We start from the raw sequence: 22,240 nt of genomic DNA, 5'->3' as shown, positions 1-22,240 counted from the left end.
TCAGCCCTTCGCCGCCAGCTCGCTGTCCATCGACCCGAAGCGGATCGCGGCGAGCAAGCGTTGCAACTTTGCAGTGCGCGCTGGTGCCAGCCATTGGCTGACCCAGCGGATTTCCCCCTCCAACCGCGCGCGCTCGCCCGCATCCACCTGCGCCTGCTGTGCCAGCCGGTGCAGCCGTGCCTTGAGCGTGTCGAACTGCACTCGGCTGTAGTTGGCGCGCTGGTTGACCACCAGGCCGGTGACAAACTGGCGCTGGTGGGCGGGCATCACCCGGGTCTTGTCGGCCCGCAAGGCAAAGCCTTCGTCCTGTGCAATCGCCGCGACCCAGGCGCGCAGCGCAATGAACTGGCGCCGCAGCATGTCGGGACCGGAAAAGACCAGGTCGTCGGCATAGCGCGTGTAGTTCGCGCCAAAACGTTGCGCGAGCGCCTGCAGCCTCACATCGAGCCCAAAGGCGCACAGGTTGGCCAGTGCCGGCGACGTGGGCGCACCCTGGGGCAAATGGGGCCGGGCCAGGCGCTGGGCGGTGGCGCGGCGCTGCGCAATGGACGTCGGCAGCTCGGGCATGGATTCCAGCAGCCGATCCCGCACCCCCGCCGGGGTGCGCGCGGTGGTCAGTTGGGTGAGCAGTTCGGCGGCGGCACGTCCGTGGCCCAGGGCGCGCCACAGGGCCCGCACGCGCGTGGCGTGAATCTGCGTGAAGAAGTCCGCCAGATCGAAGCGGATGACCACGGCCTGGCCGGTGTGAATGCGTGCGTGGCTGCCCACGCTGCGGCCGCGAACAAATCCGTGCGCAGCTTCATGGGTGGGGATGTTCGCCAGCAGCGTGTACAGGATGCGCCGCTGTGCGTGCACCAGGCGCGGGCGCGGGGACTCGAGCAGGCGCAGGCCACCGCTGGGCTTGGGCAGCAGCCTGTAGCGGTAGTGCGACGCAGGAAGGGAATGGCCTTCGGAGTGCCGCTCACGCCAGAAGGCGCCTTGGGGCGCAAGCCACAACAGATCCTCCACCGAAACAGCCAGGACCTGGGCCACATCGGTGGCTGTCGCCAGGACCGGCACTGTGGTGCCGCGGTCCATCCAGGCGGGCAGGGGCCCCGCTCCGGCGGGGCGCAGCAGCCAACGCCGTGGCACGGCGCTGCGTGCCGTCGCGGTCCAGATGCGAAATGCCTGGCCCAGGCGCGGTGCCGTCCAATCGGTGGGCGGCAGGCCGGGCAGGATGTCATCGCCTTCACCATCGCCGTCGGGTTCGGCGATGTCTTCGTCATCGCCATCCCAGGCCGATGCGCCATCTTCCACCCCAGCCCCGGAAGGCTCCGTTCCCCAGCGCAGACCTGCGCTGCGCCACCAACGGCCCCAACAGAGCCAGGCGGCCACATCTTCCGGTTCCCACCGCGCCCACTCCGGGGATGACATCGCGGACAGGCGCTGCAACTGTTCCAGCAGAAAGGCAGGGAGGGGAGAGCCTGCAGCAGGCTCCAGTCCCAGGCTGGCCTGTACCCGCGCGACCAAGGCCTGGGGCGTGCGGTGCTCGGGTGTCTGCGCGTCGGCCAGCACGGCCATCGCGATCGCCTTGGCCAGCACGCGGGAGCGGACGGGTGTCTTCACGGCGTGTTGGCGGGGATGGGCGGCTGTGGGATGGAGGTGGCCTGGCACCAACCTGCGGGTCGGGCGCGAACTGGGCGCCACGGGTGGCGGGTGGTTCGCGCGCCGCGAAGCGTGCTTGTCGGATACACCGTGGGGCTACCCCACGGCCCGAACCTTCAGTGATTCAGAATGCTTGGCACCAGGCCGCAGGCATTCTATCGTTGCTATCAAAAACAGGGCAACGAACGATGGCCCAACAGGTGCAGTGGAACACCATCGACCTCAGGAGATGTCCACCTTGAGGTAGTGCGAGCCCGCAATGGGGTTGTGGTAGTAGGGCGGGATCTCCTCGAAGCCCAGGTCGGTGTAGAGGGCCCGGGCCGACTCCATGCCATCGAGCGTATCGAGCAGCACGCAGGCATAGCCCGCGCGGCGCGCCTGGTCCAGCATGGCCTCGGCCAGTTCGCGGCCCAGGCCGAACCCCCGAAAGGCCTTGCGCACGTACAGGCGCTTCATCTCGCTGGCGTTGGGATAGTCGGCGGCATCCAGCGGACGCAGGGCGCAGCAGCCCGCAATGGCCCCCTCCACCATGGCCAGCAGCAGGTGGCCGCGCGGTGCGGCATAGTCGCCGGGCAACCGGGCCAGCTCGGTCTCGAAATCCTGGAACGCCAGGTCCACGTTCAGGGTGCCGGCGTATTCCCGGAAGATGTCGCGCACCGCCTCCATCTCGGCGGCGGACGACGGATTCAGCAGGGTGACGGCAGGCTTGTCCAAGGCGGAAATTCAGGGGCTGGGGAAGGGGCAGTGTAGCGGCTCGATCCGGGCACGCCGGGAACAGGCGCTCAGAACGCCACCGCCCCGAGGGTCGACACCCACCAGGCCAGGCCCGCGCCCAGGGCCAGGGCCACCACCGCCGCGATGCGGCTGGCCAGGTCGTCGCGCGAAGGCGCCACGGGCTGGGGCAGCTCCTTGTTGCCGTGCAGCATGGGCCGCACCAGCCGGTGCTTGCGCACCACCACGTAGAAGACGATGGCCAGCAGGTGCAGCGCGACCAGGCCCAGCACCAGGTACTGGCCGATCTCCTTGTGGTAGCCCGTGGCCTGGCCCACGACCGCGTTGGAGACAAAGCGGGTCAGCGGTCCTGAAAAGGCGATCTCATCGTCACTGAGCAGGCCGGTGCCCACCTGGGCGGCCAGCACGGCCAGCAGGGCGAAGACCGAGAGCGCGCCCAGCGGGCTGTGGCCCACCGCGTCCTCGGGGTGGCCGGTGCCGCGCAGGTAGCGCACCAGGCGGGCAGGCGAGTACAGGAAGGCGCCAAAGCGCGACCAGTGCCCGCCCACCAGGCCCCAGACCAGCCGAAAGACCAGCAGCGCCAGCACCACATAGCCCAGGCGCAGGTGCCAGACCATGGCATTGCCGCCCACCTTGGCCGTCACCACCAGGGCGATCACGCTGGCGGCCAGGGTCCAGTGGAAGAGGCGGGTAGGCAGATCCCAGATGCGGACGGTGTGTGTCATGGTCGTGCTCCGGCGCTTGCCGTGTCGTAGGGGTGTTCTTGGCCGCATTGTGCGCGAGATGGCTGGCGTCGCCAACGCGCATCGACAGACATGCCAAAACCGCCGCAAAGCGGCATACTGGCGTCGGCTGGTTGGTTTTTGCTCCCCACGATAAAAGGAAATATCCGATGAAAACCCTCGCTGTAGTCGCCTTTGCCGCGGCCGTCACCATGCTGTCGGCGCCCGCATCTGCCCAGTTCGCCAAGCCCGAAGACGCCATCAAGTACCGCCAGAGTGCGCTGTTCGTGATGGGCCAGCACTTCGGCCGCCTGGGCGCCATGGCCAATGGCCGCATTCCCTTCGACGCCAAGGCGGCGCAGGAAAATGCGGACATCGTCGCCGAGATGGCCAAGTTGCCTTGGGCCGGCTTTGGCGCCGGCACCGACAAGGGGGCGCCCACCAAGGCCCTGCCCGAGATCTGGGCCCAGCAGGCCAAGTTCAAGGAGCACTCGGACAAGCTCGAGGCCGATACTGTCAAGCTGGCGGCGGCTGCGAAGACCGGCAACCTCGACAACCTCAAGACCGCCTTCGGTGCCACGGCCAACAGCTGCAAGGCCTGCCACGACAACTACCGCGCCAAGTGATCCGGCCGCCTCGGCGGTGGTCCCCAAGGCAAAAAGCCTCTTCCGGGTGGAAGAGGCTTTTTTTCATGGCGCGGTGGCTGGTGGGATCAGGTCTCCGCCAGCAATTTCTCGATCAACTGGTGCAGTTCGGGGAAATTGAGTGCCCCGACATAGGTCTTGACGATCTCCCCGCGCTTGTTGACGATGAAGGTCGAGGGCGTGAGCCGCACGTCGCCCCAGGCCTGGGCCACGGCGCCGGTGTTGTCGATGGCCACCTTGAAGGGCAGCTTGCGCGTTTCGGCAAAGTTCACCACGTAGCTTGGTGGGTCGTAGCTCATGGCCACGGCCAGCGTATCGAAGCCCTTGGGCTGGTACTTCTTGTAGGTGGCAATGATCTCGGGCATCTCGGCCACGCAGGTGGTGCAGCTCGTGGCCCAGAAGTTCACCAGCGTCACCTTGCCGCGCAGGTCGGCCGTCGACTGGCGCGAGCCGTCTAGTAGCACGAAGGTGGACTCGGGCGCCGCAGAGCGGCCCGTGTCCAGGTACACGTAGGCGCCCACGGCGGCAAAAGCCACCACCGCTGCACCTGCTGCCCACTGCTTGATACCCATGGCGTCATTCCATCCCGAAAGTGCGGGCACCAGCCCGCACGGTATTGTGCCGGACAAGGCTCCCGCCTGCCGGCGGCCTGTCCCTCCGTATGGACTGCTGGGCCGCGCAAAAGTTCTCCTTCCCGTTCGCCGTGCACCAAAAAGGCGAGCACTGCCGATAATGGGTCCATGAACTGGACACTGACCGGCGCTGCCAGCGCCCTCCTGGGACTGGCCGCATGCAGCCCGGCACTCAACTGGCGCACCGTGGCCCTGCCCGAGGCTGCTCTCACCATCACGCTGCCCTGCAAGCCCGACCATGCCACGCGCAAGGTGGAGCTGGCGGGCACGCCGGTCGACCTGTCCATGGTGGGCTGCGAAGCCGATGGAGCGACCTTCGCCGTGTCCTACGCCACGCTGACCGATCCCGCGCAGGTGGGCGTGGCACTCACGCACTGGCGGTCCGCCATGCTGGCGCGCCTGGGCGGCGCCCAGGCCCAGGCCACCGATGCCCCATTTGCCCCGCGCAACGCCTTGCCACTGCCCCAATCGGTGCGCACCGCGGCGCAGGGGCGGGCGGCCGATGGGCAGGCCGTCACCGCCCAGGCGGTCTGGTTTGCCCGCCCCGTGGGGCCGCAGATGCGGCTGTACCACGCCGTGGTCTATGCGCCCAAGCCGCGTCCGGAGGTGGCCGATACCTTCTTCGCCGGGCTGTTGCTGCCATGAGCGCCGGTGTGCTGCCACGGCGCATGGCCGTCATCGTCTTCCTCGCGTTCGCCTTCGCGTATTTCCTGTCGGCGCTGCTGCGCGCCGTCACGGCCACGCTGGCGCCCACCCTGTCGCAGGAATTCACCCTGCACGCCAGCGACCTGGGCCTGCTCGCGGGCGGCTATTTCCTGGGCTTTTCGGCCACGCAACTGCCGCTGGGCACCTGGCTGGACCGGCACGGCCCGCAGAAGGTGCTGCTTGGCTTTTTGGGCGTGGCCGTCGCCGGTTGCCTGGTGTTCTCGATGGCCACGGGCTTTTCGGGCCTGCTCGCGGGGCGCGTGCTCTGCGGTGCCGGGGTGAGCGCCTGCCTGATGGCGCCGCTCACCGGCTACCGCCGCTGGTTCGACCCGACTGCGCAGATGCGCGCCAACTCCTGGATGCTGATGACCGGTTCGCTGGGCATGGTGGCCTCCACCCTGCCGGTGCAGTGGGCCCTGCCGCTGGTGGGCTGGCGCCCGCTGTTCTGGGGGCTGGCCGTGCTGATCGGCGTGGCCATGGTGGGCATTGCGCTGTGGGTGCCGCGCTGGCATGCGGCGGTGCCCGCGGCAGGAGCGGCTGCGCCGCCAGCTGCCCCGGGCGGCTATGGCGTGGTCTGGCGCCATCCCTACTTCCAGCGCATGGCGCCCTTGGGTTTCTTCGTCTATGGCGGCATGGTGGCCATGCAGACCCTGTGGGCGGGGCCCTGGATGCAGCAGGTGGCCGGCTACACCGCGTTCGAGTCGGCCATTGGCCTGTTCTGGATCAACGTCTCCATGCTGTGCACCTTCTGGACCTGGGGCATGGTCAACCCCTGGTTGCTGCGCCGCGGCCTCGGGGCCGACCGGCTCATCCTTGCGGGCCTGCCGCTGTCGCTGTGTATCCTGCTGGCGATCATCGTCGCCGGGCCGGCGGCGGGGGGCGCGGCCTGGGCGCTGTTCTGTGTCTCGTGCACTTTCGTATCGCTGTCGCAGCCGGCGGTGGGCATGGCTTTTCCACAGGCATTGGCGGGGCGTGCGCTGTCGGCCTTCAACCTGGTGATCTTTGCCGGCGTGTTCGTGGTGCAATGGGGCATTGGCCTGGCCGTGGATGCCTTTGCGGCCGCAGGCCTGTCGACGACCGAATCGTTCCGGGCGGCCATGGGGGTTTTCCTGGCCTGCAACACCGGGGCCTACCTGTGGTTTGCACGGGCCCAGCGCCATAATGTGCTCCAAACCTCTGTCCCATGAGCACCAGCATCCTCCTCATCGCCCATGCCCCCCTGGCCCATGCCCTGCGCGAATGCGCATTGCATGTGTTCGCCGACTGTGGCGACAGCGTGGCCGCACTGGATGTGCAGCCCAACGAGCGGCCCGAAGAAACGCTGGCCCAGGCGCAGATCCTGCTGGACCAGCTGGGCGCCGACTCCACCCTGGTGCTGACCGACGTGTTCGGCGCCACGCCCTGCAACGTGGCGCAGCGCCTGGTCGATGGTGTGCGCTCGCGCCTGGTGACAGGGGTCAATCTTCCGATGCTGCTGCGTGCCGTGAGCTACCGTGCAGAGCCCCTGGACTCGGTCGTCACCCGTGCGGTGGTGGGCGGTACGCAAGGGGTGATGCAGGTGGCCATCGCCGCGCCGCAGAACCAGTCCCGACGCAACCGACATGATCAAGACTCGTACGACCATCAGCAATAAACTGGGCCTGCATGCCCGCGCCTCGGCCAAGCTCACCAAGCTGGCAGGCAGCTTTCCCTGTGACGTTTTCATGAGCCGCGGTGACCGCCGCATCAATGCCAAGAGCATCATGGGGGTCATGATGCTGGCCGCCGGCATCGGCACCGAGGTCGAGATCGAAACCAACGGCGATCGCGAGCAGGAGGCCATGGATGGGCTGCTGGCGCTGATTGCGGACAAGTTCGGCGAAGGCGAATAAACGCGCCATGGCTGACATGGCTGAAGAAGAAAGGGGTTTCCGATGACCTTCGCCGTCCACGGTCTGGCGGTGGCACGCGGCATTGCCATCGGCCGTGCCGTGCTCGTGGCGTCGAGCCGCGTGGACGTGGCCCACTACTTCATCCAGCCCGAACAGATACCGGCCGAGATCGAGCGTGTGCGCCAGGGCCGCAATGCGGTGGTCGAGGAGCTGCAGCGCCTGCAGACCGACATGCCGGCCGACGCGCCGCATGAGCTCACCGCGCTGCTCGACGTGCACCTGATGCTGCTGCAGGACGAGGCTCTGACGGGCGGCGTCAAGCACTGGATCACCGAGCGCCTGTACAACGCAGAGTGGGCGCTCACCACCCAGTTCGAGGTGATCGCACGCCAGTTCGACGAGATGGAGGACGAGTACCTGCGCGAGCGCAAGGCCGACCTGGAACAGGTGGTCGAGCGCATCCTGCGCTACATGAAAGGCGTGGCCAGCCCCGTGGCACCGCCCGCCAGCAGCCCGCGCCGCAAGACCCAGCAGGACCTGCTGCTCGACGACACGGTGGACGTGCCCCTGGTGCTGGTGGCGCACGACCTGTCGCCGGCCGACATGCTGCAGTTCAAGCAGAGCGTGTTCGCCGGCTTCGTGACCGACGTGGGCGGCAAGACCTCGCACACCGCCATCGTCGCGCGCAGCATGGACATCCCGGCCGTGGTCGGCGCCCGCGCGGCCAGCCAACTGGTGCGCCAGGACGACTGGGTCATCATCGACGGTGATGCTGGCGTGATCATCGTCGACCCCTCGCCCATCATCCTGGCCGAGTACGGCTTTCGCCAGCGCCAGACGGAGCTCGAGCGCGAGCGCCTGTCGCGCCTGCGGCACACCCCGGCCGTCACCATCGACGGCCACCGCATCGAACTGCTGGCCAACATCGAGCAGCCCGGCGATGCCGTGGGGGCCGTGCGCGCCGGTGCCGTGGGTGTGGGCCTGTTTCGCAGCGAGTTCCTGTTCATGGGCCGCACCGGCAACCTGCCAGGCGAGGACGAGCAGTACCGCGCCTACCGCGAGGCGCTCGACGGCATGCAGGGCCTGCCGGTCACCATCCGCACCATCGACGTGGGGGCCGACAAGCCGCTGGACAGCAAGGTCCACAAGGACACGCACCTGAACCCCGCGCTCGGCCTGCGTGCCATCCGCTGGAGCCTGGCCGACCCGGCCATGTTCCGCACCCAGCTGCGGGCCGTGCTGCGTGCGGCGGCGCATGGCAAGGTGAACCTGCTGTTCCCTATGCTGGCGCACACCAACGAGATCCGCCAGACCCTGGCCCAGGTGGACCTGGCGCGCGCCGAGCTCGATGCCCGGGGCGAGCCCTACGGCCCGATCCAGCTGGGGGCCATGATCGAGGTGCCGGCCGCGGCGCTGATGGTGCGCACCTTCCTGCGCTATTTCGACTTCCTGTCCATCGGCACCAACGACCTGATCCAGTACACCCTGGCCATCGACCGGGCCGACGAGGCCGTGGCGCATCTCTACGACCCGGTGCACCCGGCCGTGCTGCGCCTGGTGGCCGACGTGATCGCCGAGGGCGAGCGCCAGGGCAAGAGCGTCTGCGTCTGCGGCGAGACCGCGGGCGACGTGACCATGACGCGGTTGCTGCTGGGCCTGGGCCTGCGCAGCTTTTCCATGCACCCGGCGCAGATCCTGGCCGTCAAGCAGGAGATCCTGCGCGCCGACACGCGCAAGCTCGTGCCCTGGGCGCAGCAGGTGCTGGACGGGGAAGAACCTGCGGCGCTGCTGGCATCCTAGAAAACTCTCGAATCAATAGCTGCCAGCGCTCGCTGGAAAAGCGCTGGAGGTCGATTTGGCCCATATCCCGGTAGCAGTCCCCGCAGACGCGTCCCTCATCGACTCGCGCCAGGCCTTCCAGCGCCTCTTGGTCACCCTGGGCCTGGTGGTGCTGGGCAACAGCAGCATGTACGTGGTGTCGGTCGTGCTTCCGGCCGTGCAGAGCGAGTTCGGCATCGGCCGTGCGAGTGCCTCGCTGCCCTACACCTTGATGATGGTCTGCCTGGGCCTGGGCGGCCTGCTCACGGGCCGGCTGGCCGACCGCCATGGCCTCACGCCCGTGCTCTGGCTGGGTGCGCTGGCCGTGCTGGGCGGCTTCGTCGGTGCGGCCTTTTCCGGCAGCATCTGGGCCTTCGGCCTGGCGCATGCGGTGATGGGCTTCATCGGCAGCTCGGCCACGTTCGCGCCCTTGCTGGCCGACACGGCGCTGTGGTGGAACCGCCGGCGTGGCATTGCGGTGGCGGTCTGTGCCAGCGGCAACTATGTGGCGGGCGCGGTCTGGCCGCCCATCGTGCAGTACGGCATCGACACCATCGGCTGGAGGCCGACCTACGTGGCGCTGGGCGTGGTTTGCGGTCTGGGCATGCTCGCGCTGTCGCTGCGCATGCGCCAACGCCCGCCGGCCATCCAGGCCGCGGCGGCTGGCGCCCAGGCGGCCGCTGTGGACCACGCACGTCCCTTCGGCCTCGCGCCGGGCGCTGCGATGGCGCTGCTGTGCGTGGCCGGCGTGGCGTGCTGCGTGGCCATGGCCATGCCGCAGGTCCACATCGTGGCCTACTGCACCGATCTGGGCTTCGGTGCCGCCCAGGGCGCGCAGATGCTGTCGCTCATGCTGGCCTGCGGCATCGTGAGCCGGCTGGTCTTCGGGCTGATCTGTGACCGCATCGGCGGCATCCGCACCCTGCTGCTGGGGTCTGCGCTGCAGGGCATCGCCCTGCTGCTGTTCCTGCCCTATGACGGCCTGGTCCCGCTGTATGTGATCTCGGCGCTGTTCGGCCTGTTCCAGGGCGGCATCGTGCCGACCTACGCCATCATCGTGCGCGAGCACTTCGCGCCCGCGCGGGCGAGCGCATTGGTGGGTGCCGCCATCATGGCCACGCTCGTCGGCATGGCGCTGGGCGGCTGGCTGTCGGGCTTCATCTTCGACCTCACCGGCAGCTACCACGCCGCCTTCCTCAACGGCATTGGCTGGAACCTGCTGAACCTGTCCCTCACCGGCTGGCTCTTCTTGCGCTTGCGCAGGGCGCAAATGGCTCCCAGGGTGTCCGCGGGGGCGGCTTGATCTGTTGGCGCTTGCGGGGCGTCCTCTACTTCGCCCGCATGCCCAGGATGGCCGCACTGATGATCATGGCCGTGGCCAGCGCGATGCTGGCGCTGAACGCGCGGCCGCTCACCACGATCAGCAAGGCGGTCGAGGCCAGCGGCGTGATGTAGCTCAGGATGCCGATGTGCCGGGCATCGCCGAGCTTGAGCGCCTTGTCCCACAGGAAGAACGAAGCACCCAGCGGCCCCAGGCCCAGCACGGCCAGCAGCATCCAGTCGCGCGGCGCCAGGGTGGCCGCGGGCTCCAGCGCCACGTGGCACAACAGCGAGAGCACGCCCGAGACCAGGCCGAAGAGCCCTATGGCCGTGGTCGGAAAGGCCGCCACGCGCTTGGTCATGAGCGAATAGGTGGCCCAGATCAACGCCGCTGCGAAGGCCGGCAGGTAGCCCCAGGCCAGGGTGCCGTTGAGCTCGCGGCCGCCCACGATGGCAATCGCCGCGCCGCCGAAGCCCAGCAGTGCCGCTAGCACGTGCGGCCAGCGCAGTGACACGCCAGGCAACAGCACGGGTGCGAGCACCACGATGAACAGCGGCCACAGGTAGTTGACCAGGTTGGCCTCCACCGGTGGCGCGTGGCGCAGCGCGATGAACAGGAGAAAGTGGTAGGCGAACAGCCCGTACACGCCCAGGGCCAGCGTGCGCAGCGGAATGCGCCACTGCGACGGGTCGCGCAGCACGAAGGGCCAGGCCGGCACGCTGCCGATGATCAGCGCCACCCCGGTCAGCAGGAAGGGCGGCACATGGGTCAGCGACACGCCCAGCGAGGCGAGGGAAGCCCACAGCGCAATGGCGCCCAGGGCATAGAGATTGGCTTGCATGCGGCCACTGTAAGCGCGCCGGGCATCGCGCAACGACGGAGCGTCGTCGCCATCCCCCGGTCGTGGAGCCGGGCCGGTCAGCCGCGGCGCAGGGCCGCCGTGAGGGCCGAAGGTGAGCGGTAGCCCGTGCGCCGCGCCACCTCGGCCACAGCCATGCCACCCGAGCGCAGCAAGCGGGCGTGTTCGAGCCGCTGGCTGCGCAGCCAGGCCATCGCGCCCTGGCCTTGTTCATCGCGGCAACGCGCGGCGAACTGGCTGGGGCTCAGGTGCACTTGCCGGGCGATGTCGGCCACCGACAGCGGCCGGTGCCATTGCAGTGCGGCCCAGGCGCGCAGCGCGGGCCAGTCGATGGCGCGCCGGCGTGCGGTGGCGTCCACCGGGTTCGGCGTCCGGGAGGCGGGGGAGGGGGGCAGCCAGGCCTCCAGCAGCAGCGCGGGCCCGTGGGCCTGGGCCAGGGGGCGGCCCTGCTGCAGGGCGCTGGCGAGGTAGCGGGCCAGGGTCAGCGCCGGGGGCGGCGGGGCGCTCTGCAATGCCGGGGCGGTGCAGTGCGTCCAGCCCATGTCGCTGCTGTCCAGCACCAGGCACAGGCTGCCACCGGTGGCCTCGAAATCGTGGTGCGCGCCCGGTGCGATGACGCAGCCGCCGCCGGTGGCCACGCGCATGCCGCGTCCATCGATCTCCAGCTCCAGCGCGCCGGCCAGGCCCAGCAGCACCTGGAAGTGGTCATGGCTGTGGCTGCCGGGGGAGGGGCCATACCGGCGCAGCGAGAGCGAGCCGGCGGTGTCCATGGGCAGGAGGGCAGGGCGCGTTGGCGGCGCAGCAGGTCTTACACGCCGGCGGCGTGGGCCTGCTGGTCGGCGTGGTAGCTCGAACGCACCATGGCACCCACGGCGGCGTGGCTGAAGCCCATCTTGTAGGCCTGTTCCTCGAACATCTTGAAGGTGTCGGGGTGCACATAGCGGCGCACCGGCAGGTGGCTGTTGCTGGGCGACAGGTACTGGCCGATGGTCAGCATGTCGATGTCGTGTGCGCGCATGTCGCGCATCACCTGCAGGATTTCTTCGTCCGTCTCGCCCAGACCGACCATGATGCCGCTCTTGGTCGGCACCTTGGGGTGCAGGGCCTTGAACTTCTTGAGCAGGTTCAGGCTGAACTGGTAGTCCGAACCCGGGCGCGCTTCCTTGTACAGGCGCGGCGCGGTTTCCAGGTTGTGGTTCATCACGTCGGGTGGCGCGGCCTTGAGGATCTCCAGCGCGCGGTCGTCGCGGCCGCGGAAGTCGGGCACCAGGATCTCGATCTGCGTGAGCGGCGAGAGCTCGCGGATGTTCTGGATGCATTCCACGAAGTGGCCGCTGCCACCATCGCGCAGGTCATCGCGGTCGACGCTGGTGATCACCACGTACTTCAGGCGCAACTGGGCGATGGTGCGCGCCAGGTTCAGCGGCTCGTCCTTGTCCAGCGGGTCGGGACGGCCGTGGCCCACGTCGCAGAACGGGCAGCGGCGCGTGCACTTGTCGCCCATGATCATGAAGGTGGCCGTGCCCTTGCCAAAGCATTCGCCGATGTTGGGGCAGGACGCCTCTTCGCACACCGTGTGCAGGTTGTTCTGGCGCAGGATGTCCTTGATCTCGTAGAAGCGCGTGGTGGGCGAGCCGGCCTTGACGCGGATCCACTCGGGCTTCTTGAGCACTTCGCCCTGTTCGACCTTGATCGGAATGCGCGACAGCTTGGCCGCGGCCTTCTGCTTGGCCAGCGGGTTGTAGGCTTCGATGGACTGCGCTTCGCGGACGACGTCGGTGGTGCTCATGGCTTGGTGGCGGTTCAGGGAGACAGGCGGATGCCGAGCTGCTGGCCCAGCACCTTGGCGGCATCGTCCCAGGTGGTTTGGACCCCGATTGTAGAAAGGTCCACGGTTTGCAGTCCCGCGTAGCCGCAAGGGTTGATACGGCCGAAGGGTTCCAGGTCCATCGCCACGTTGAGCGCGGCGCCGTGGTAGGTGCTGTGGCGGCTGACCTTGATGCCCAGTGCGGCAATCTTTCCGAGGCCCGCGAAATCGGGCTCGCCAGGCCCGGCGGCCTCGCGCTTTTGCGGGCGCTGCGGCAGCATGGCGTGGCTGTGCGGGTCATCCAGGCGCACATAGATGCCCGGGGCACCGGCCACGCGGTGGCCGGTGACGCCGAAGTGCGCCAGGGTGCGGATCAGCGCCTCTTCGACGCGGTAGACGTATTCCTTGACGAAGTAGCCCGCGCGCTGCAGGTCGATGAGCGGGTAGGCCACCACCTGGCCCGGGCCATGGAAGGTGACCTGGCCGCCGCGGTTGGTGGGCACCACCGGAATCGTGCCGGGATTGAGCAGGTGATCGCTCTTGCCCGCCAGGCCTTGCGTGTAGAGCGCGTCGTGCTCGCACAGCCACAGCGCATCGGGCGTGTCGGCCGTGCGCGTGGCCGTGTAGTCCTGCATGGCCTGCACGGTGGCGGCGTAGTCCACCCGCCCCAGGGTGCGCAGATCGATGGCCACGGACTTAGAGCACCACCTTGACGAGGGGGTGCGATGACAGGGCCCGGTACAGGTCGTCGAGCTGCTCGCGGCTGGTGGCCGTGATGGTGACAGTAACTCCGAGGTAATTGCCCTTGCTGCTGTCGCGCAGTTCAATGGTGGCAGGGTCGAAGGTCGGGTCGTACTGGCGAGCCAGCTCGGTCACTGCATGGACGAAGCCATCCACCTTGGCGCCCATGACCTTGATCGGGAACCGCGAGGGGTATTCGATCAGCGAGTCCTTGCGGGCATCCGCAGAGGAGGAGTCGAGGATGGTGAGGTTCGGTGGCAAAGGAGAAGACGTCATGGGCAGGTGCTACGGTTGCGGTGGCGGTGCGGGCAAGGCCATTGTGCGGCAAGCCCTTCGCGGTGTCGTGGATGTGTCACACGGATGTGCGCCTTTTCGGTGCATAACCGGGAACCCCAGCGCCCGGGCGGGCGTTGGTGGGTCACCACAAAGGTGCTGGCGAGCGCACCCCTTTCAGTCCCGATTGCGGGTCTTTGTCGCTGCGCACGGGTTTTTACTTATAATTAGAGGCTTTGTGAAATTTGCAGTCTGTAACACGGGCGTTACTCAACAATGAAAACAATCGCCCCTGAGACTGAAACTGAGGCTGAAGATTCTGACTTCAAGCCCCTGACCGCGCAGGAAGCGCAGCAGTGGCGAAGCCGCAACCCACCTGTCTCGATGTGGAGGGTGGTGGCGGGTCAGGCGCTTGTCGGCGTGCTCGTGGCCCTGGTGGCCTGGGGGCTGACGGGCAGGACCGAGGTGGGCTGGTCTGCCGCCTACGGCGCGCTTGCAGTGGTGGCTCCGGCCGCATTGTTCGCCCGCGGTATGTCGCGCCAGATGGCGTCCGGAAATGCGGGCGCCTCCATGGCGGGGTTCTTTGGTTGGGAGATTGCCAAGATCGTGTTCACCATTGCATTGCTGGCAGCGGCCCCCTGGGTTGTGCCGGGGCTGGTGTGGCTGGCCTTGCTGGCAGGCATGGTGCTCACGATGAAAACGTATTGGGTCGCGCTCATGGTGCGGTCCGGTGTCCGAAAAACCGATTGATATAGAGAAGAGTTGTCCGATGGCCGCAGAAGCGCACGCTCCGACTGCAAGTGAATACATCGTTCACCACCTGCAGCATCTTCAAAACGTCAACCAGACCAAGATTGTTGACTTCACGGTCATCAACTATGACTCGATCATCGTGGGTTTGGTTCTGGGTGCTCTGACCCTTTTGATCCTGTGGTCCGCGGCCCGCAAGGCAACCTCCGGCGTTCCCGGTCGCTTCCAGGCGGCAGTGGAAATGCTGGTCGAGATGGTGGACAACCAGGCCAAGGCCAACATCCACAACGCCGAGAGCCGCAAGTTCATCGCGCCCCTGGGCCTCACGGTGTTCGTCTGGATCTTCCTGATGAACTTCATGGACATGCTGCCCGTGGACCTGCTGCCCGCCATCTGGGCCCAGATCTATGGCGCTGCCGGCCATGACCCGCACCACGCCTACCTGCGCGTCGTGCCCACGGCCGACCTCTCCACCACCCTGGGCCTGGCATTCGCCATCCTGATCCTGCGCTTCTGGTACAGCGTGAAGATCAAGGGCGCCGGCGGCTGGGCGCACGAACTCGTGTCGGCCCCGTTCGGCACCAGCAAGAATCCCATCTTCGCCCTGATCCTGGGCGTGGTGAACCTGCTCATGCAGGTCATTGAATATGTCGCCAACACCGTGTCGCATGGCATGCGGTTGTTCGGCAACATGTACGCCGGCGAACTGGTGTTCATGCTGATCGCCCTGATGGGTGGTGCGGCTGCGCTGTCGCTGTCGGGTGTGCTGCTGCCTGTGGGCCACGTCATCGCTGGCACCATCTGGACGCTGTTCCACATTCTGGTGATCTCGCTGCAAGCCTTCATCTTCATGATGCTTGCGCTGATCTACCTCGGTCAGGCGCACAACGCGCACTAACGGTTCCCTTTCGTTTCTCTTTCCTTTCAACCTTTCTTTTTTTAACTCAGGAGTCATCATGGAAAACATTCTCGGTCTCGTCGCTCTGGCTTGTGGTCTGATCGTTGGCCTCGGCGCTATCGGCGCTTCCATCGGTATCGCACTGATGGGCGGCAAGTTCCTCGAATCGTCGGCACGTCAGCCTGAGCTGATCAACGAACTGCAAACCAAGATGTTCATCTTGGCCGGTCTGATCGACGCTGCCTTCCTGATCGGTGTGGCCATCGCCCTGCTGTTCGCCTTCGCCAACCCCTTCGCTTCCACGTTCTTGGCCAACCTGCCCAAGTAATTCCCACTCAACGCCACTCTAGAAAGGTGTTGCCGTGAGTATCAACGCGACCCTGTTCATTCAGGCCATCGTCTTCCTGATCCTGGTGTGGTTCACGATGAAATTCGTGTGGCCCCCGATCGCGAAGGCGTTGGATGAACGAGCCCAGAAAATCGCCGAAGGCCTCGCTGCTGCCGACCGTGCCAAGTCCGAACTGACCGCTGCCAACCAGCGCGTCGAGAAGGAACTGTCACAGGCACGCAACGAAACGGCCTCGCGTCTTGCGGACGCCGACCGACGTGCCCAGGCCATCATCGAAGAAGCCAAGGCACGCGCCACGGAAGAAGGCAATAAGATCGTTGCTTCCGCCCGTGCCGAAGCCGAACAGCAAACGGTGCAAGCCCGCGAAGCCCTGCGTGAGCAGGTTGCCGCGCTGGCCGTCAAGGGTGCAGAGCAGATTCTCCGCAAGGAAGTCAATGCCGGCGTTCACGCCGACCTGCTCAACCGCCTGAAGACCGAGCTGTAAGGGGACACACATGGCTGAACTCGCCACCATTGCCCGCCCTTACGCCGAAGCCCTGTTCAAGGCCGCTACTGCGGGCGCGGGCATGGACCTGGCCAGCACCGCTGACTGGGTCGATGAACTGGCGGCCATTGCCGCCAACCCCCAGTTGCGCCAGCTGGCAGACAGCCCCAAGGTGACGGCAGACCAGGTGTTCGCCGTCGTCACGGGTGTTGCGCGTTCGGCGCTGTCCGATACGGCCAAGAACTTCCTGCGCACGGTCATCGACAACGGGCGCCTCAACGCGCTGCCGGAAGTCGCCGTGCAATTCCGTGCCCTCGTGAATCGCCGCAGCGGCTCTTCGGATGCCGTGGTGCACAGCGCCTTCCCGATGGACGCCGCAGCGCTGGCTGAGGTCGGCTCGGCGCTCGAAAAGCGCTTCGGCCGCAAGCTCAACCTCGCCGTTCAGCTGGACGAGTCCCTGATCGGTGGCATTCGCGTAGTGGTGGGTGACGAGGTGCTGGACACTTCGGTCAAGGCCCGTCTTGAACAAATGAAAGCGGCCCTCACCGCGTAACGCGCGGCGAGGACAGCGAACCAAAGAAAGAAGGAAAGAGTCATGCAACTCAATCCCGCAGAAATTTCTGAACTCATCAAGAGCCGCATCGAAGGTCTGGCCGCCAGCAGCGATATCCGCAACCAGGGTACCGTGGTGTCCGTGTCCGACGGTATCGTGCGCGTGCACGGCCTGTCGGACGTGATGGCCGGTGAAATGCTTGAGTTCCCCGCCACCAAGGACGGCCAGCCCTCCTTCGGCCTGGCCCTGAACCTTGAGCGCGACTCCGTTGGCGCCGTGATTCTGGGTGAGTACGAACACATCTCCGAAGGCGACACCGTCAAGTGCACGGGCCGCATTCTGGAAGTGCCGGTCGGCCCTGAGCTGGTTGGCCGCGTGGTGAACGCCCTGGGCCAGCCGATCGACGGCAAGGGTCCCATCAACGCCAAGCTCACCGACGTGATCGAAAAGGTCGCTCCGGGCGTGATCGCCCGTAAATCGGTGGACCAGCCCCTGCAGACCGGCCTGAAGTCCATCGACTCGATGGTGCCTGTGGGCCGTGGCCAGCGCGAGCTGATCATCGGTGACCGCCAGACCGGCAAGACCGCCGTGGCCATCGACGCCATCATCGCCCAGAAGGGCCAGGGCGTGACCTGCATCTACGTCGCCATCGGCCAGAAGGCTTCGTCGATCAAGAACGTGGTGCGCGCACTGGAACAAGCCGGTGCCATGGACTACACGATCGTGGTGGCCGCATCGGCCTCCGAATCGGCAGCCATGCAGTACGTGTCGGCCTACTCGGGCTGCACGATGGGCGAGTACTTCCGCGACCGCGGCCAGGACGCCCTGATCGTTTATGACGACCTGTCCAAGCAGGCCGTGGCCTACCGCCAGGTTTCGCTGCTGCTGCGCCGCCCACCAGGCCGCGAAGCCTACCCCGGCGACGTGTTCTATCTCCACAGCCGCCTGCTCGAGCGCGCAGCCCGCGTGAACGCCGACTACGTCGAAGCCTTCACCAAGGGTGAAGTCAAGGGCAAGACCGGTTCGCTGACCGCACTGCCCATCATCGAAACGCAAGCCGGCGACGTGTCCGCCTTCGTTCCGACCAACGTGATCTCGATCACCGACGGCCAGATCTTCCTGGAAACCAGCCTGTTCAACGCCGGTATCCGCCCCGCCATCAACGCCGGTATCTCGGTGTCGCGCGTCGGTGGTGCAGCCCAGACCAAGCTGGTGAAGAACCTGTCCGGCGGTATCCGTACCGACCTGGCCCAGTACCGTGAACTGGCTGCCTTCGCGCAGTTCGCTTCCGACCTGGACGAAGCCACCCGCAAGCAGCTGGACCGCGGTGCCCGCGTGACCGAACTGCTCAAGCAGGCACAGTACAGCCCCCTGTCCATCTCGCTGATGGGCGCGACGCTGTTCGCTGTGAACAAGGGCTTCATGGACGACATCGACGTCAAGAAGGTTCTCGACTTCGAACACGGCCTGCACCAGTTCCTGAAGACCAGCCACGCCGCACTGCTGGCCAAGCTGGAACAGGCCAAGGCCATGGACAAGGACGCTGAAGCCGAATTGACCGCCGCCATCGGCGCGTTCAAGAAGTCGTTCGCTTAAACCGGACGAGGAGCCATCATGGCAGCAGGCAAGGAAATACGCGGCAAGATCAAATCGGTGGAAAACACCAAGAAGATCACCAAGGCCATGGAGATGGTGGCTGCATCCAAAATGCGCAAGGCGCAGGAACGGATGCGGGCTGCCCGCCCCTACAGCGAGAAGATCCGCAACATTGCAGCCAATCTCGGCCACGCCAATCCGGAGTACGTGCACCCGTTCATGAAACTGAACGATGCCAAGGCGGCCGGCGTGATCGTGGTGACGACCGACAAGGGCCTGTGCGGTGGCATGAACACCAACGTGCTGCGCATCGTGACGGCCAAGCTGCGTGAGCTGCAGGGTGCTGGCGTGTCCACCGAGGCGGTTGCCATCGGCAACAAGGGCCTGGGTTTCCTGAACCGTGTCGGCGCCAAGGTGGTTTCGCACGTGACGGGCCTGGGTGACACGCCCCATCTGGACAAGCTGATCGGCCCTGTGAAGGTGCTGCTCGACGCTTACGCGGAAGGCAAGATCAACGCGGTGTACCTGAGCTATACCAAGTTCATCAACACCATGCGCCAGGAATCGGTGGTGGAGCAGTTGCTTCCCCTGTCGTCCGAGCAGATGCAGGCCGAGAAGACCGAGCATGGCTGGGACTACATCTACGAACCCGATGCCCAGACCGTGATCGACGATCTGCTGGTCCGCTATGTCGAGTCCCTGATCTACCAGGCGGTTGCGGAAAACATGGCGTCCGAGCAGTCGGCACGCATGGTGGCCATGAAGGCCGCCACCGACAACGCCGGCAGCGTCATTGGCGAGTTGAAGCTGGTCTACAACAAGACGCGCCAGGCAGCGATCACGAAAGAACTTTCGGAAATCGTGGCTGGCGCCGCTGCTGTGTAAGCAGCTCAACCAACATCTAAATTGGAGCGAAAAATGGCTCAAGTGCAAGGCAAGATTGTTCAATGTATCGGCGCTGTGGTGGACGTTGAGTTCCCGCGCGACCAGATGCCCAAGATTTACGATGCTCTGAAGCTCGAAGGCACGACGCTGACGCTGGAAGTGCAGCAGCAGCTGGGTGACGGCGTGGTGCGTACCATCGCCCTGGGTTCGTCCGACGGCCTGCGCCGCGGCATCATGGTGACCAACACCGGCAACGCCATCACCGTGCCCGTGGGCAAGGCGACGCTGGGCCGCATCATGGACGTGCTGGGCGCGCCCATCGACGAACGCGGTCCCGTGAGCCAGGAACTGACGGCATCCATCCACCGCAAGGCCCCTGCGTACGACGAACTGTCGCCTTCGCAAGAGCTGCTGGAAACCGGCATCAAGGTGATCGACCTGGTCTGCCCGTTCGCCAAGGGCGGCAAGGTGGGTCTGTTCGGTGGCGCCGGCGTGGGCAAGACCGTGAACATGATGGAACTCATCAACAACATCGCCAAGGCCCACTCGGGTCTGTCGGTGTTCGCTGGTGTGGGCGAGCGTACCCGTGAAGGGAACGACTTCTACCATGAAATGGCCGATTCCGGCGTGGTGAACCTCGAGAAGCTCGAAGACTCCAAGGTCGCCATGGTCTACGGTCAGATGAACGAGCCACCAGGCAACCGTCTGCGCGTGGCGCTGACCGGCCTGACCATCGCCGAGTCCTTCCGTGACGAAGGCCGTGACGTGCTGTTCTTCGTGGACAACATCTACCGCTACACGCTGGCCGGTACCGAAGTGTCCGCTCTGCTGGGCCGCATGCCTTCCGCCGTGGGCTACCAGCCTACGCTGGCCGAGGAAATGGGCCGCCTGCAAGAGCGTATCACCTCGACCAAGGTCGGTTCGATCACCTCCATCCAGGCCGTTTACGTGCCAGCCGATGACTTGACCGACCCTTCGCCTGCCACGACTTTCGCCCACTTGGATTCCACCGTGGTGCTGTCGCGTGACATCGCTTCGCTGGGTATCTACCCTGCCGTGGATCCTCTGGACTCCACCAGCCGCCAGCTGGACCCGAACGTCGTGGGCGAAGACCACTACGCCACGGCCCGTGCGGTGCAAGGCACGCTGCAGCGCTACAAGGAACTGCGCGACATCATCGCCATTCTGGGCATGGACGAACTGGCTCCTGAAGACAAGCTGGCCGTGGCCCGCGCGCGCAAGATCCAGCGTTTCCTGTCGCAGCCTTTCCACGTGGCCGAAGTGTTCACGGGTTCGCCAGGCAAGTACGTTCCCCTGGCCGAAACCATCCGTGGTTTCAAGATGATCGTCGGCGGCGAATGCGATCACCTGCCAGAACAGGCGTTCTACATGGTCGGTACCATCGACGAAGCCTTCGAAAAGGCCAAGAAGGTGGCCTGATTGCCCGGCGGCTGAGCAGCGGCCCACCGCTGCTCGGCCTTCCACTGCAATCGAGCAACCCATCCCCTTTTCCTAGGAGCAATGATGAACACCATCCACGTTGATGTGGTCAGTGCCGAAGAGTCCATCTTCTCCGGTGAAGCACGCTTTGTCGCGCTGCCTGGTGAGTCTGGCGAACTGGGCATCTTTCCCCGCCACACCCCGCTGATCACGCGCATCAAGCCGGGCTCGGTGCGCATCGAAATGGCCGACGGTCGCGAAGAGTTCGTGTTCGTGGCAGGTGGCATTCTGGAAGTGCAGCCCAACCGCGTGACCGTGCTGTCCGACACCGCCATCCGCGGCAAGGACCTGGACGAAGAGAAGGCCAATGCTGCCAAGGCATCGGCCGAAGAAGCCCTCAAGAATGCCAAGGGCGAGATCGACTTGGCACGTGCCCAGTCCGAGCTGGCCGTCCTGGCAGCGCAAGTCGCCGCATTGCGCAAGTTCCGCCAGAAGAAGTGAGAAGAGAAAACAAGTAAGCAAGCAAGCCCTCCAGATCCTCGCGGATCTGGCCTGAAAACCCGGCCCTGCCGGGTTTTTTTATGCCTGCTCGCCGGCGCCCTGGACCAAGCGGATCTGCAGGCCTTCGCACGCCAGCGCCAGTGTGTCCTCGGTGGTGCTGTCTGCCTGCAGCAACTGCCGGGGGGCCAGGAAGGCGCGTGCCGTGGCCAGCGAGTGCACGCCGAACGTGAGTGACTCGATGCGCAACTGCCCGGCGGGAAACAGCTCCAGCCCGATGCCGGGTGCGAGGCTGACGGCATGGCCGGGCGGGGTACCGGTGAGTGCCCGCCAACGGCACTGGTGCGCCGCAAGGTCCGGCGTGCCCATGCGCACCGTCTGCAGCCCGAGCAGTCCCAAGGGGCCGCCAGCCTGGCCCTGCAGCGCCTGCCTGTGCTGGGCGCGGCGTTGCGTGGGGGTGGCGGCTTCGCCCCAGGGGTAGATGCTCCCCTGGGCATTCCATTCGCAAAAGAACACGCAGCATTCAGGTGCCGACAGGTCCAGCAGCACAGAGTTGGTGAAGTTCGTGACCACTTCGCCGTGGGCATTTGTGGATTGGAACGGCCGGGATGACTTGCATTGCATGCCCAGTGCCGCGACTTGCGCCATGGCCGCTGACAAAGGCCCCGCAGGCTCGAGTGCGAACCCATGCACGAGAGGTGGTTGCGCGTGGGCGGGCAAGTCGGCGTTGGACGCCGCGGCCCAGAGCTCCAGGTCCGTATTGCCCACATGCACCCAGCCGTAGGTGGCGAAAGCTGTGCGCTGCAAAGGCCAGGCCACGGGCAAGCCGAACACGCGGCTGAATAGATCGAACAAGGGCTCCGCAGCGGTCAGGCGCAGCATGACGTGGTCGATGGAACGGTAGGGTGGCATCCGGGGCGTGCGTGTGGTCCCTGTCCGATGCATTGTGCCTGGGTGAGCCATCACTTCCGCTGTTTGGCGCCCCCCATGCAAAAGGCCGGTGCCCCTCGCGGGACAC

Annotated in this window: 26 protein-coding genes; 16 read left to right on the top strand and 10 right to left on the bottom strand. The window is 66.2% G+C overall.

Going from position 1 to position 22,240, the window contains the following annotated elements; translation table 11 throughout:
- The 3 genes from AC07PF_RS32170 to AC07PF_RS32160 all read right to left on the bottom strand — a co-directional run bounded on the left by AC07PF_RS32170 (position 1) and on the right by AC07PF_RS32160 (position 3,101).
- Entirely contained in the window at positions 1-1,605 is a 1,605-nt protein-coding gene (locus tag AC07PF_RS32170; RefSeq protein WP_494614628.1) for a reverse transcriptase family protein, read from the bottom strand.
- A 261-nt stretch (positions 1,606-1,866) separates the two neighbouring features.
- Positions 1,867-2,358, bottom strand: coding sequence for a GNAT family N-acetyltransferase (locus tag AC07PF_RS32165; RefSeq protein WP_145699455.1), 492 nt, complete (start codon positions 2,356-2,358; stop codon positions 1,867-1,869).
- Between the two features lie 68 nt (positions 2,359-2,426).
- Positions 2,427-3,101: a cytochrome b/b6 domain-containing protein gene (locus AC07PF_RS32160; protein WP_494614627.1), complete on the bottom strand. Its 675-nt coding sequence runs from the start codon at positions 3,099-3,101 to the stop codon at positions 2,427-2,429.
- Between the two features lie 167 nt (positions 3,102-3,268).
- On the opposite strand from AC07PF_RS32160, the gene AC07PF_RS32155 reads away from it, so the two are divergent.
- Positions 3,269-3,724 (top strand): c-type cytochrome, encoded by a 456-nt coding sequence (locus AC07PF_RS32155; protein WP_007847785.1) that lies wholly within the window; start codon positions 3,269-3,271, stop codon positions 3,722-3,724.
- Between the two features lie 86 nt (positions 3,725-3,810).
- On the opposite strand, the gene AC07PF_RS32150 is transcribed toward AC07PF_RS32155, so the two are convergent.
- A complete protein-coding gene (locus tag AC07PF_RS32150) occupies positions 3,811-4,314 on the bottom strand; it encodes a TlpA disulfide reductase family protein (RefSeq protein WP_494614626.1) in 504 nt (167 codons plus the stop codon).
- A gap of 168 nt (positions 4,315-4,482) precedes the next feature.
- Between AC07PF_RS32150 and AC07PF_RS32145 the strand changes: the two genes are divergently transcribed.
- Genes AC07PF_RS32145 through AC07PF_RS32120 form a run of 6 tightly spaced genes read left to right on the top strand, consistent with a single transcriptional unit; the run spans position 4,483 to position 10,071 of the window.
- Positions 4,483-5,019 carry a hypothetical protein gene (locus AC07PF_RS32145; protein WP_494614625.1) on the top strand — a complete coding sequence of 179 codons (537 nt, stop codon included), beginning with the start codon at positions 4,483-4,485 and terminating at the stop codon, positions 5,017-5,019.
- The gene (locus tag AC07PF_RS32140; RefSeq protein WP_494614624.1) at positions 5,016-6,266 is read left to right on the top strand and encodes an MFS transporter; all 1,251 of its coding nucleotides are present in this window, start codon (positions 5,016-5,018) and stop codon (positions 6,264-6,266) included. The genes AC07PF_RS32145 and AC07PF_RS32140 overlap by 4 nt, the downstream gene beginning before the upstream one ends.
- Positions 6,263-6,712: a PTS sugar transporter subunit IIA gene (locus tag AC07PF_RS32135; RefSeq protein WP_007847776.1), complete on the top strand. Its 450-nt coding sequence runs from the start codon at positions 6,263-6,265 to the stop codon at positions 6,710-6,712. The genes AC07PF_RS32140 and AC07PF_RS32135 overlap by 4 nt, the downstream gene beginning before the upstream one ends.
- A complete protein-coding gene (locus AC07PF_RS32130; protein WP_007847774.1) occupies positions 6,681-6,950 on the top strand; it encodes an HPr family phosphocarrier protein in 270 nt (89 codons plus the stop codon). The genes AC07PF_RS32135 and AC07PF_RS32130 overlap by 32 nt, the downstream gene beginning before the upstream one ends.
- A gap of 42 nt (positions 6,951-6,992) precedes the next feature.
- On the top strand, positions 6,993-8,750 hold the full coding sequence (ptsP, locus tag AC07PF_RS32125; protein WP_007847773.1) for a phosphoenolpyruvate--protein phosphotransferase: 1,758 nt from the start codon (positions 6,993-6,995) through the stop codon (positions 8,748-8,750).
- 55 nt (positions 8,751-8,805) lie between these two features.
- Positions 8,806-10,071 (top strand): MFS transporter, encoded by a 1,266-nt coding sequence (locus AC07PF_RS32120; RefSeq protein WP_494614623.1) that lies wholly within the window; start codon positions 8,806-8,808, stop codon positions 10,069-10,071.
- Positions 10,072-10,096: 25 nt separating this feature from the next.
- On the opposite strand, the gene AC07PF_RS32115 is transcribed toward AC07PF_RS32120, so the two are convergent.
- From AC07PF_RS32115 to AC07PF_RS32095, 5 genes are all read right to left on the bottom strand, one after another.
- Entirely contained in the window at positions 10,097-10,930 is an 834-nt protein-coding gene (locus tag AC07PF_RS32115) for a DMT family transporter (protein WP_494614622.1), read from the bottom strand.
- Positions 10,931-11,007: 77 nt separating this feature from the next.
- Positions 11,008-11,718, bottom strand: coding sequence for a helix-turn-helix transcriptional regulator (locus AC07PF_RS32110; protein ID WP_494614621.1), 711 nt, complete (start codon positions 11,716-11,718; stop codon positions 11,008-11,010).
- Between the two features lie 38 nt (positions 11,719-11,756).
- On the bottom strand, positions 11,757-12,737 hold the full coding sequence (gene lipA / locus AC07PF_RS32105) for a lipoyl synthase (protein ID WP_494614620.1): 981 nt from the start codon (positions 12,735-12,737) through the stop codon (positions 11,757-11,759).
- 14 nt (positions 12,738-12,751) lie between these two features.
- Positions 12,752-13,390 (bottom strand): lipoyl(octanoyl) transferase LipB, encoded by a 639-nt coding sequence (gene lipB / locus AC07PF_RS32100; protein ID WP_238541779.1) that lies wholly within the window; start codon positions 13,388-13,390, stop codon positions 12,752-12,754.
- Between the two features lie 61 nt (positions 13,391-13,451).
- Positions 13,452-13,772: a YbeD family protein gene (locus AC07PF_RS32095; RefSeq protein ID WP_007847757.1), complete on the bottom strand. Its 321-nt coding sequence runs from the start codon at positions 13,770-13,772 to the stop codon at positions 13,452-13,454.
- A gap of 273 nt (positions 13,773-14,045) precedes the next feature.
- On the opposite strand from AC07PF_RS32095, the gene AC07PF_RS32090 reads away from it, so the two are divergent.
- The 9 genes from AC07PF_RS32090 (at position 14,046) to AC07PF_RS32050 (ending at position 21,225) form a co-directional block, all read left to right on the top strand.
- Complete coding sequence (locus AC07PF_RS32090; RefSeq protein WP_007847755.1) at positions 14,046-14,519, top strand: ATP synthase subunit I; 474 nt, start codon at positions 14,046-14,048, stop codon at positions 14,517-14,519.
- Positions 14,520-14,538: 19 nt separating this feature from the next.
- Positions 14,539-15,417, top strand: a complete 879-nt coding sequence (atpB, locus tag AC07PF_RS32085; protein ID WP_007847753.1) for a F0F1 ATP synthase subunit A — start codon at positions 14,539-14,541, stop codon at positions 15,415-15,417.
- 58 nt (positions 15,418-15,475) lie between these two features.
- The gene (gene atpE, locus AC07PF_RS32080) at positions 15,476-15,745 is read left to right on the top strand and encodes a F0F1 ATP synthase subunit C (protein ID WP_007847749.1); all 270 of its coding nucleotides are present in this window, start codon (positions 15,476-15,478) and stop codon (positions 15,743-15,745) included.
- 34 nt (positions 15,746-15,779) lie between these two features.
- The gene (locus AC07PF_RS32075) at positions 15,780-16,250 is read left to right on the top strand and encodes a F0F1 ATP synthase subunit B (RefSeq protein ID WP_007847746.1); all 471 of its coding nucleotides are present in this window, start codon (positions 15,780-15,782) and stop codon (positions 16,248-16,250) included.
- A gap of 10 nt (positions 16,251-16,260) precedes the next feature.
- Positions 16,261-16,803: a F0F1 ATP synthase subunit delta gene (locus AC07PF_RS32070; RefSeq protein ID WP_007847738.1), complete on the top strand. Its 543-nt coding sequence runs from the start codon at positions 16,261-16,263 to the stop codon at positions 16,801-16,803.
- A 42-nt stretch (positions 16,804-16,845) separates the two neighbouring features.
- Positions 16,846-18,399, top strand: a complete 1,554-nt coding sequence (atpA, locus tag AC07PF_RS32065; RefSeq protein WP_007847735.1) for a F0F1 ATP synthase subunit alpha — start codon at positions 16,846-16,848, stop codon at positions 18,397-18,399.
- A gap of 18 nt (positions 18,400-18,417) precedes the next feature.
- Positions 18,418-19,284 carry a F0F1 ATP synthase subunit gamma gene (gene atpG / locus AC07PF_RS32060; RefSeq protein WP_007847732.1) on the top strand — a complete coding sequence of 289 codons (867 nt, stop codon included), beginning with the start codon at positions 18,418-18,420 and terminating at the stop codon, positions 19,282-19,284.
- A gap of 33 nt (positions 19,285-19,317) precedes the next feature.
- Positions 19,318-20,724, top strand: a complete 1,407-nt coding sequence (gene atpD / locus AC07PF_RS32055; RefSeq protein ID WP_007847731.1) for a F0F1 ATP synthase subunit beta — start codon at positions 19,318-19,320, stop codon at positions 20,722-20,724.
- Between the two features lie 84 nt (positions 20,725-20,808).
- Entirely contained in the window at positions 20,809-21,225 is a 417-nt protein-coding gene (locus AC07PF_RS32050; protein WP_007847729.1) for a F0F1 ATP synthase subunit epsilon, read from the top strand.
- 78 nt (positions 21,226-21,303) lie between these two features.
- Here the strand turns inward: AC07PF_RS32050 and AC07PF_RS32045 are convergent, their stop codons facing one another.
- Complete coding sequence (locus AC07PF_RS32045) at positions 21,304-22,134, bottom strand: hypothetical protein (RefSeq protein ID WP_494614619.1); 831 nt, start codon at positions 22,132-22,134, stop codon at positions 21,304-21,306.
- Positions 22,135-22,240 lie beyond the last annotated feature (106 nt).

The sequence above is a fragment of the Acidovorax sp. GW821-FHT10A04 genome (assembly GCF_059415825.1).
This window is presented reverse-complemented; position numbering and strand designations above follow the sequence as displayed.

What these genes read in the sequence shown, in the direction of transcription:
- AC07PF_RS32160 (WP_494614627.1), bottom strand. Translation starts at nt 3,101, where the DNA reads ATGACACACACCGTCCGCATCTGGGATCTGCCTACCCGCCTCTTCCAC.
- AC07PF_RS32155 (WP_007847785.1), top strand. Translation starts at nt 3,269, where the DNA reads ATGAAAACCCTCGCTGTAGTCGCCTTTGCCGCGGCCGTCACCATGCTG.
- AC07PF_RS32150 (WP_494614626.1), bottom strand. Translation starts at nt 4,314, where the DNA reads ATGGGTATCAAGCAGTGGGCAGCAGGTGCAGCGGTGGTGGCTTTTGCC.
- AC07PF_RS32145 (WP_494614625.1), top strand. Translation starts at nt 4,483, where the DNA reads ATGAACTGGACACTGACCGGCGCTGCCAGCGCCCTCCTGGGACTGGCC.
- AC07PF_RS32140 (WP_494614624.1), top strand. Translation starts at nt 5,016, where the DNA reads ATGAGCGCCGGTGTGCTGCCACGGCGCATGGCCGTCATCGTCTTCCTC.
- AC07PF_RS32135 (WP_007847776.1), top strand. Translation starts at nt 6,263, where the DNA reads ATGAGCACCAGCATCCTCCTCATCGCCCATGCCCCCCTGGCCCATGCC.
- AC07PF_RS32130 (WP_007847774.1), top strand. Translation starts at nt 6,681, where the DNA reads ATGATCAAGACTCGTACGACCATCAGCAATAAACTGGGCCTGCATGCC.
- ptsP (WP_007847773.1), top strand. Translation starts at nt 6,993, where the DNA reads ATGACCTTCGCCGTCCACGGTCTGGCGGTGGCACGCGGCATTGCCATC.
- AC07PF_RS32115 (WP_494614622.1), bottom strand. Translation starts at nt 10,930, where the DNA reads ATGCAAGCCAATCTCTATGCCCTGGGCGCCATTGCGCTGTGGGCTTCC.
- AC07PF_RS32110 (WP_494614621.1), bottom strand. Translation starts at nt 11,718, where the DNA reads ATGGACACCGCCGGCTCGCTCTCGCTGCGCCGGTATGGCCCCTCCCCC.
- lipA (WP_494614620.1), bottom strand. Translation starts at nt 12,737, where the DNA reads ATGAGCACCACCGACGTCGTCCGCGAAGCGCAGTCCATCGAAGCCTAC.
- lipB (WP_238541779.1), bottom strand. Translation starts at nt 13,390, where the DNA reads ATGCAGGACTACACGGCCACGCGCACGGCCGACACGCCCGATGCGCTG.
- AC07PF_RS32095 (WP_007847757.1), bottom strand. Translation starts at nt 13,772, where the DNA reads ATGACGTCTTCTCCTTTGCCACCGAACCTCACCATCCTCGACTCCTCC.
- AC07PF_RS32090 (WP_007847755.1), top strand. Translation starts at nt 14,046, where the DNA reads ATGAAAACAATCGCCCCTGAGACTGAAACTGAGGCTGAAGATTCTGAC.
- atpB (WP_007847753.1), top strand. Translation starts at nt 14,539, where the DNA reads ATGGCCGCAGAAGCGCACGCTCCGACTGCAAGTGAATACATCGTTCAC.
- atpE (WP_007847749.1), top strand. Translation starts at nt 15,476, where the DNA reads ATGGAAAACATTCTCGGTCTCGTCGCTCTGGCTTGTGGTCTGATCGTT.
- AC07PF_RS32070 (WP_007847738.1), top strand. Translation starts at nt 16,261, where the DNA reads ATGGCTGAACTCGCCACCATTGCCCGCCCTTACGCCGAAGCCCTGTTC.
- atpA (WP_007847735.1), top strand. Translation starts at nt 16,846, where the DNA reads ATGCAACTCAATCCCGCAGAAATTTCTGAACTCATCAAGAGCCGCATC.
- atpG (WP_007847732.1), top strand. Translation starts at nt 18,418, where the DNA reads ATGGCAGCAGGCAAGGAAATACGCGGCAAGATCAAATCGGTGGAAAAC.
- atpD (WP_007847731.1), top strand. Translation starts at nt 19,318, where the DNA reads ATGGCTCAAGTGCAAGGCAAGATTGTTCAATGTATCGGCGCTGTGGTG.
- AC07PF_RS32050 (WP_007847729.1), top strand. Translation starts at nt 20,809, where the DNA reads ATGAACACCATCCACGTTGATGTGGTCAGTGCCGAAGAGTCCATCTTC.
- AC07PF_RS32045 (WP_494614619.1), bottom strand. Translation starts at nt 22,134, where the DNA reads ATGCCACCCTACCGTTCCATCGACCACGTCATGCTGCGCCTGACCGCT.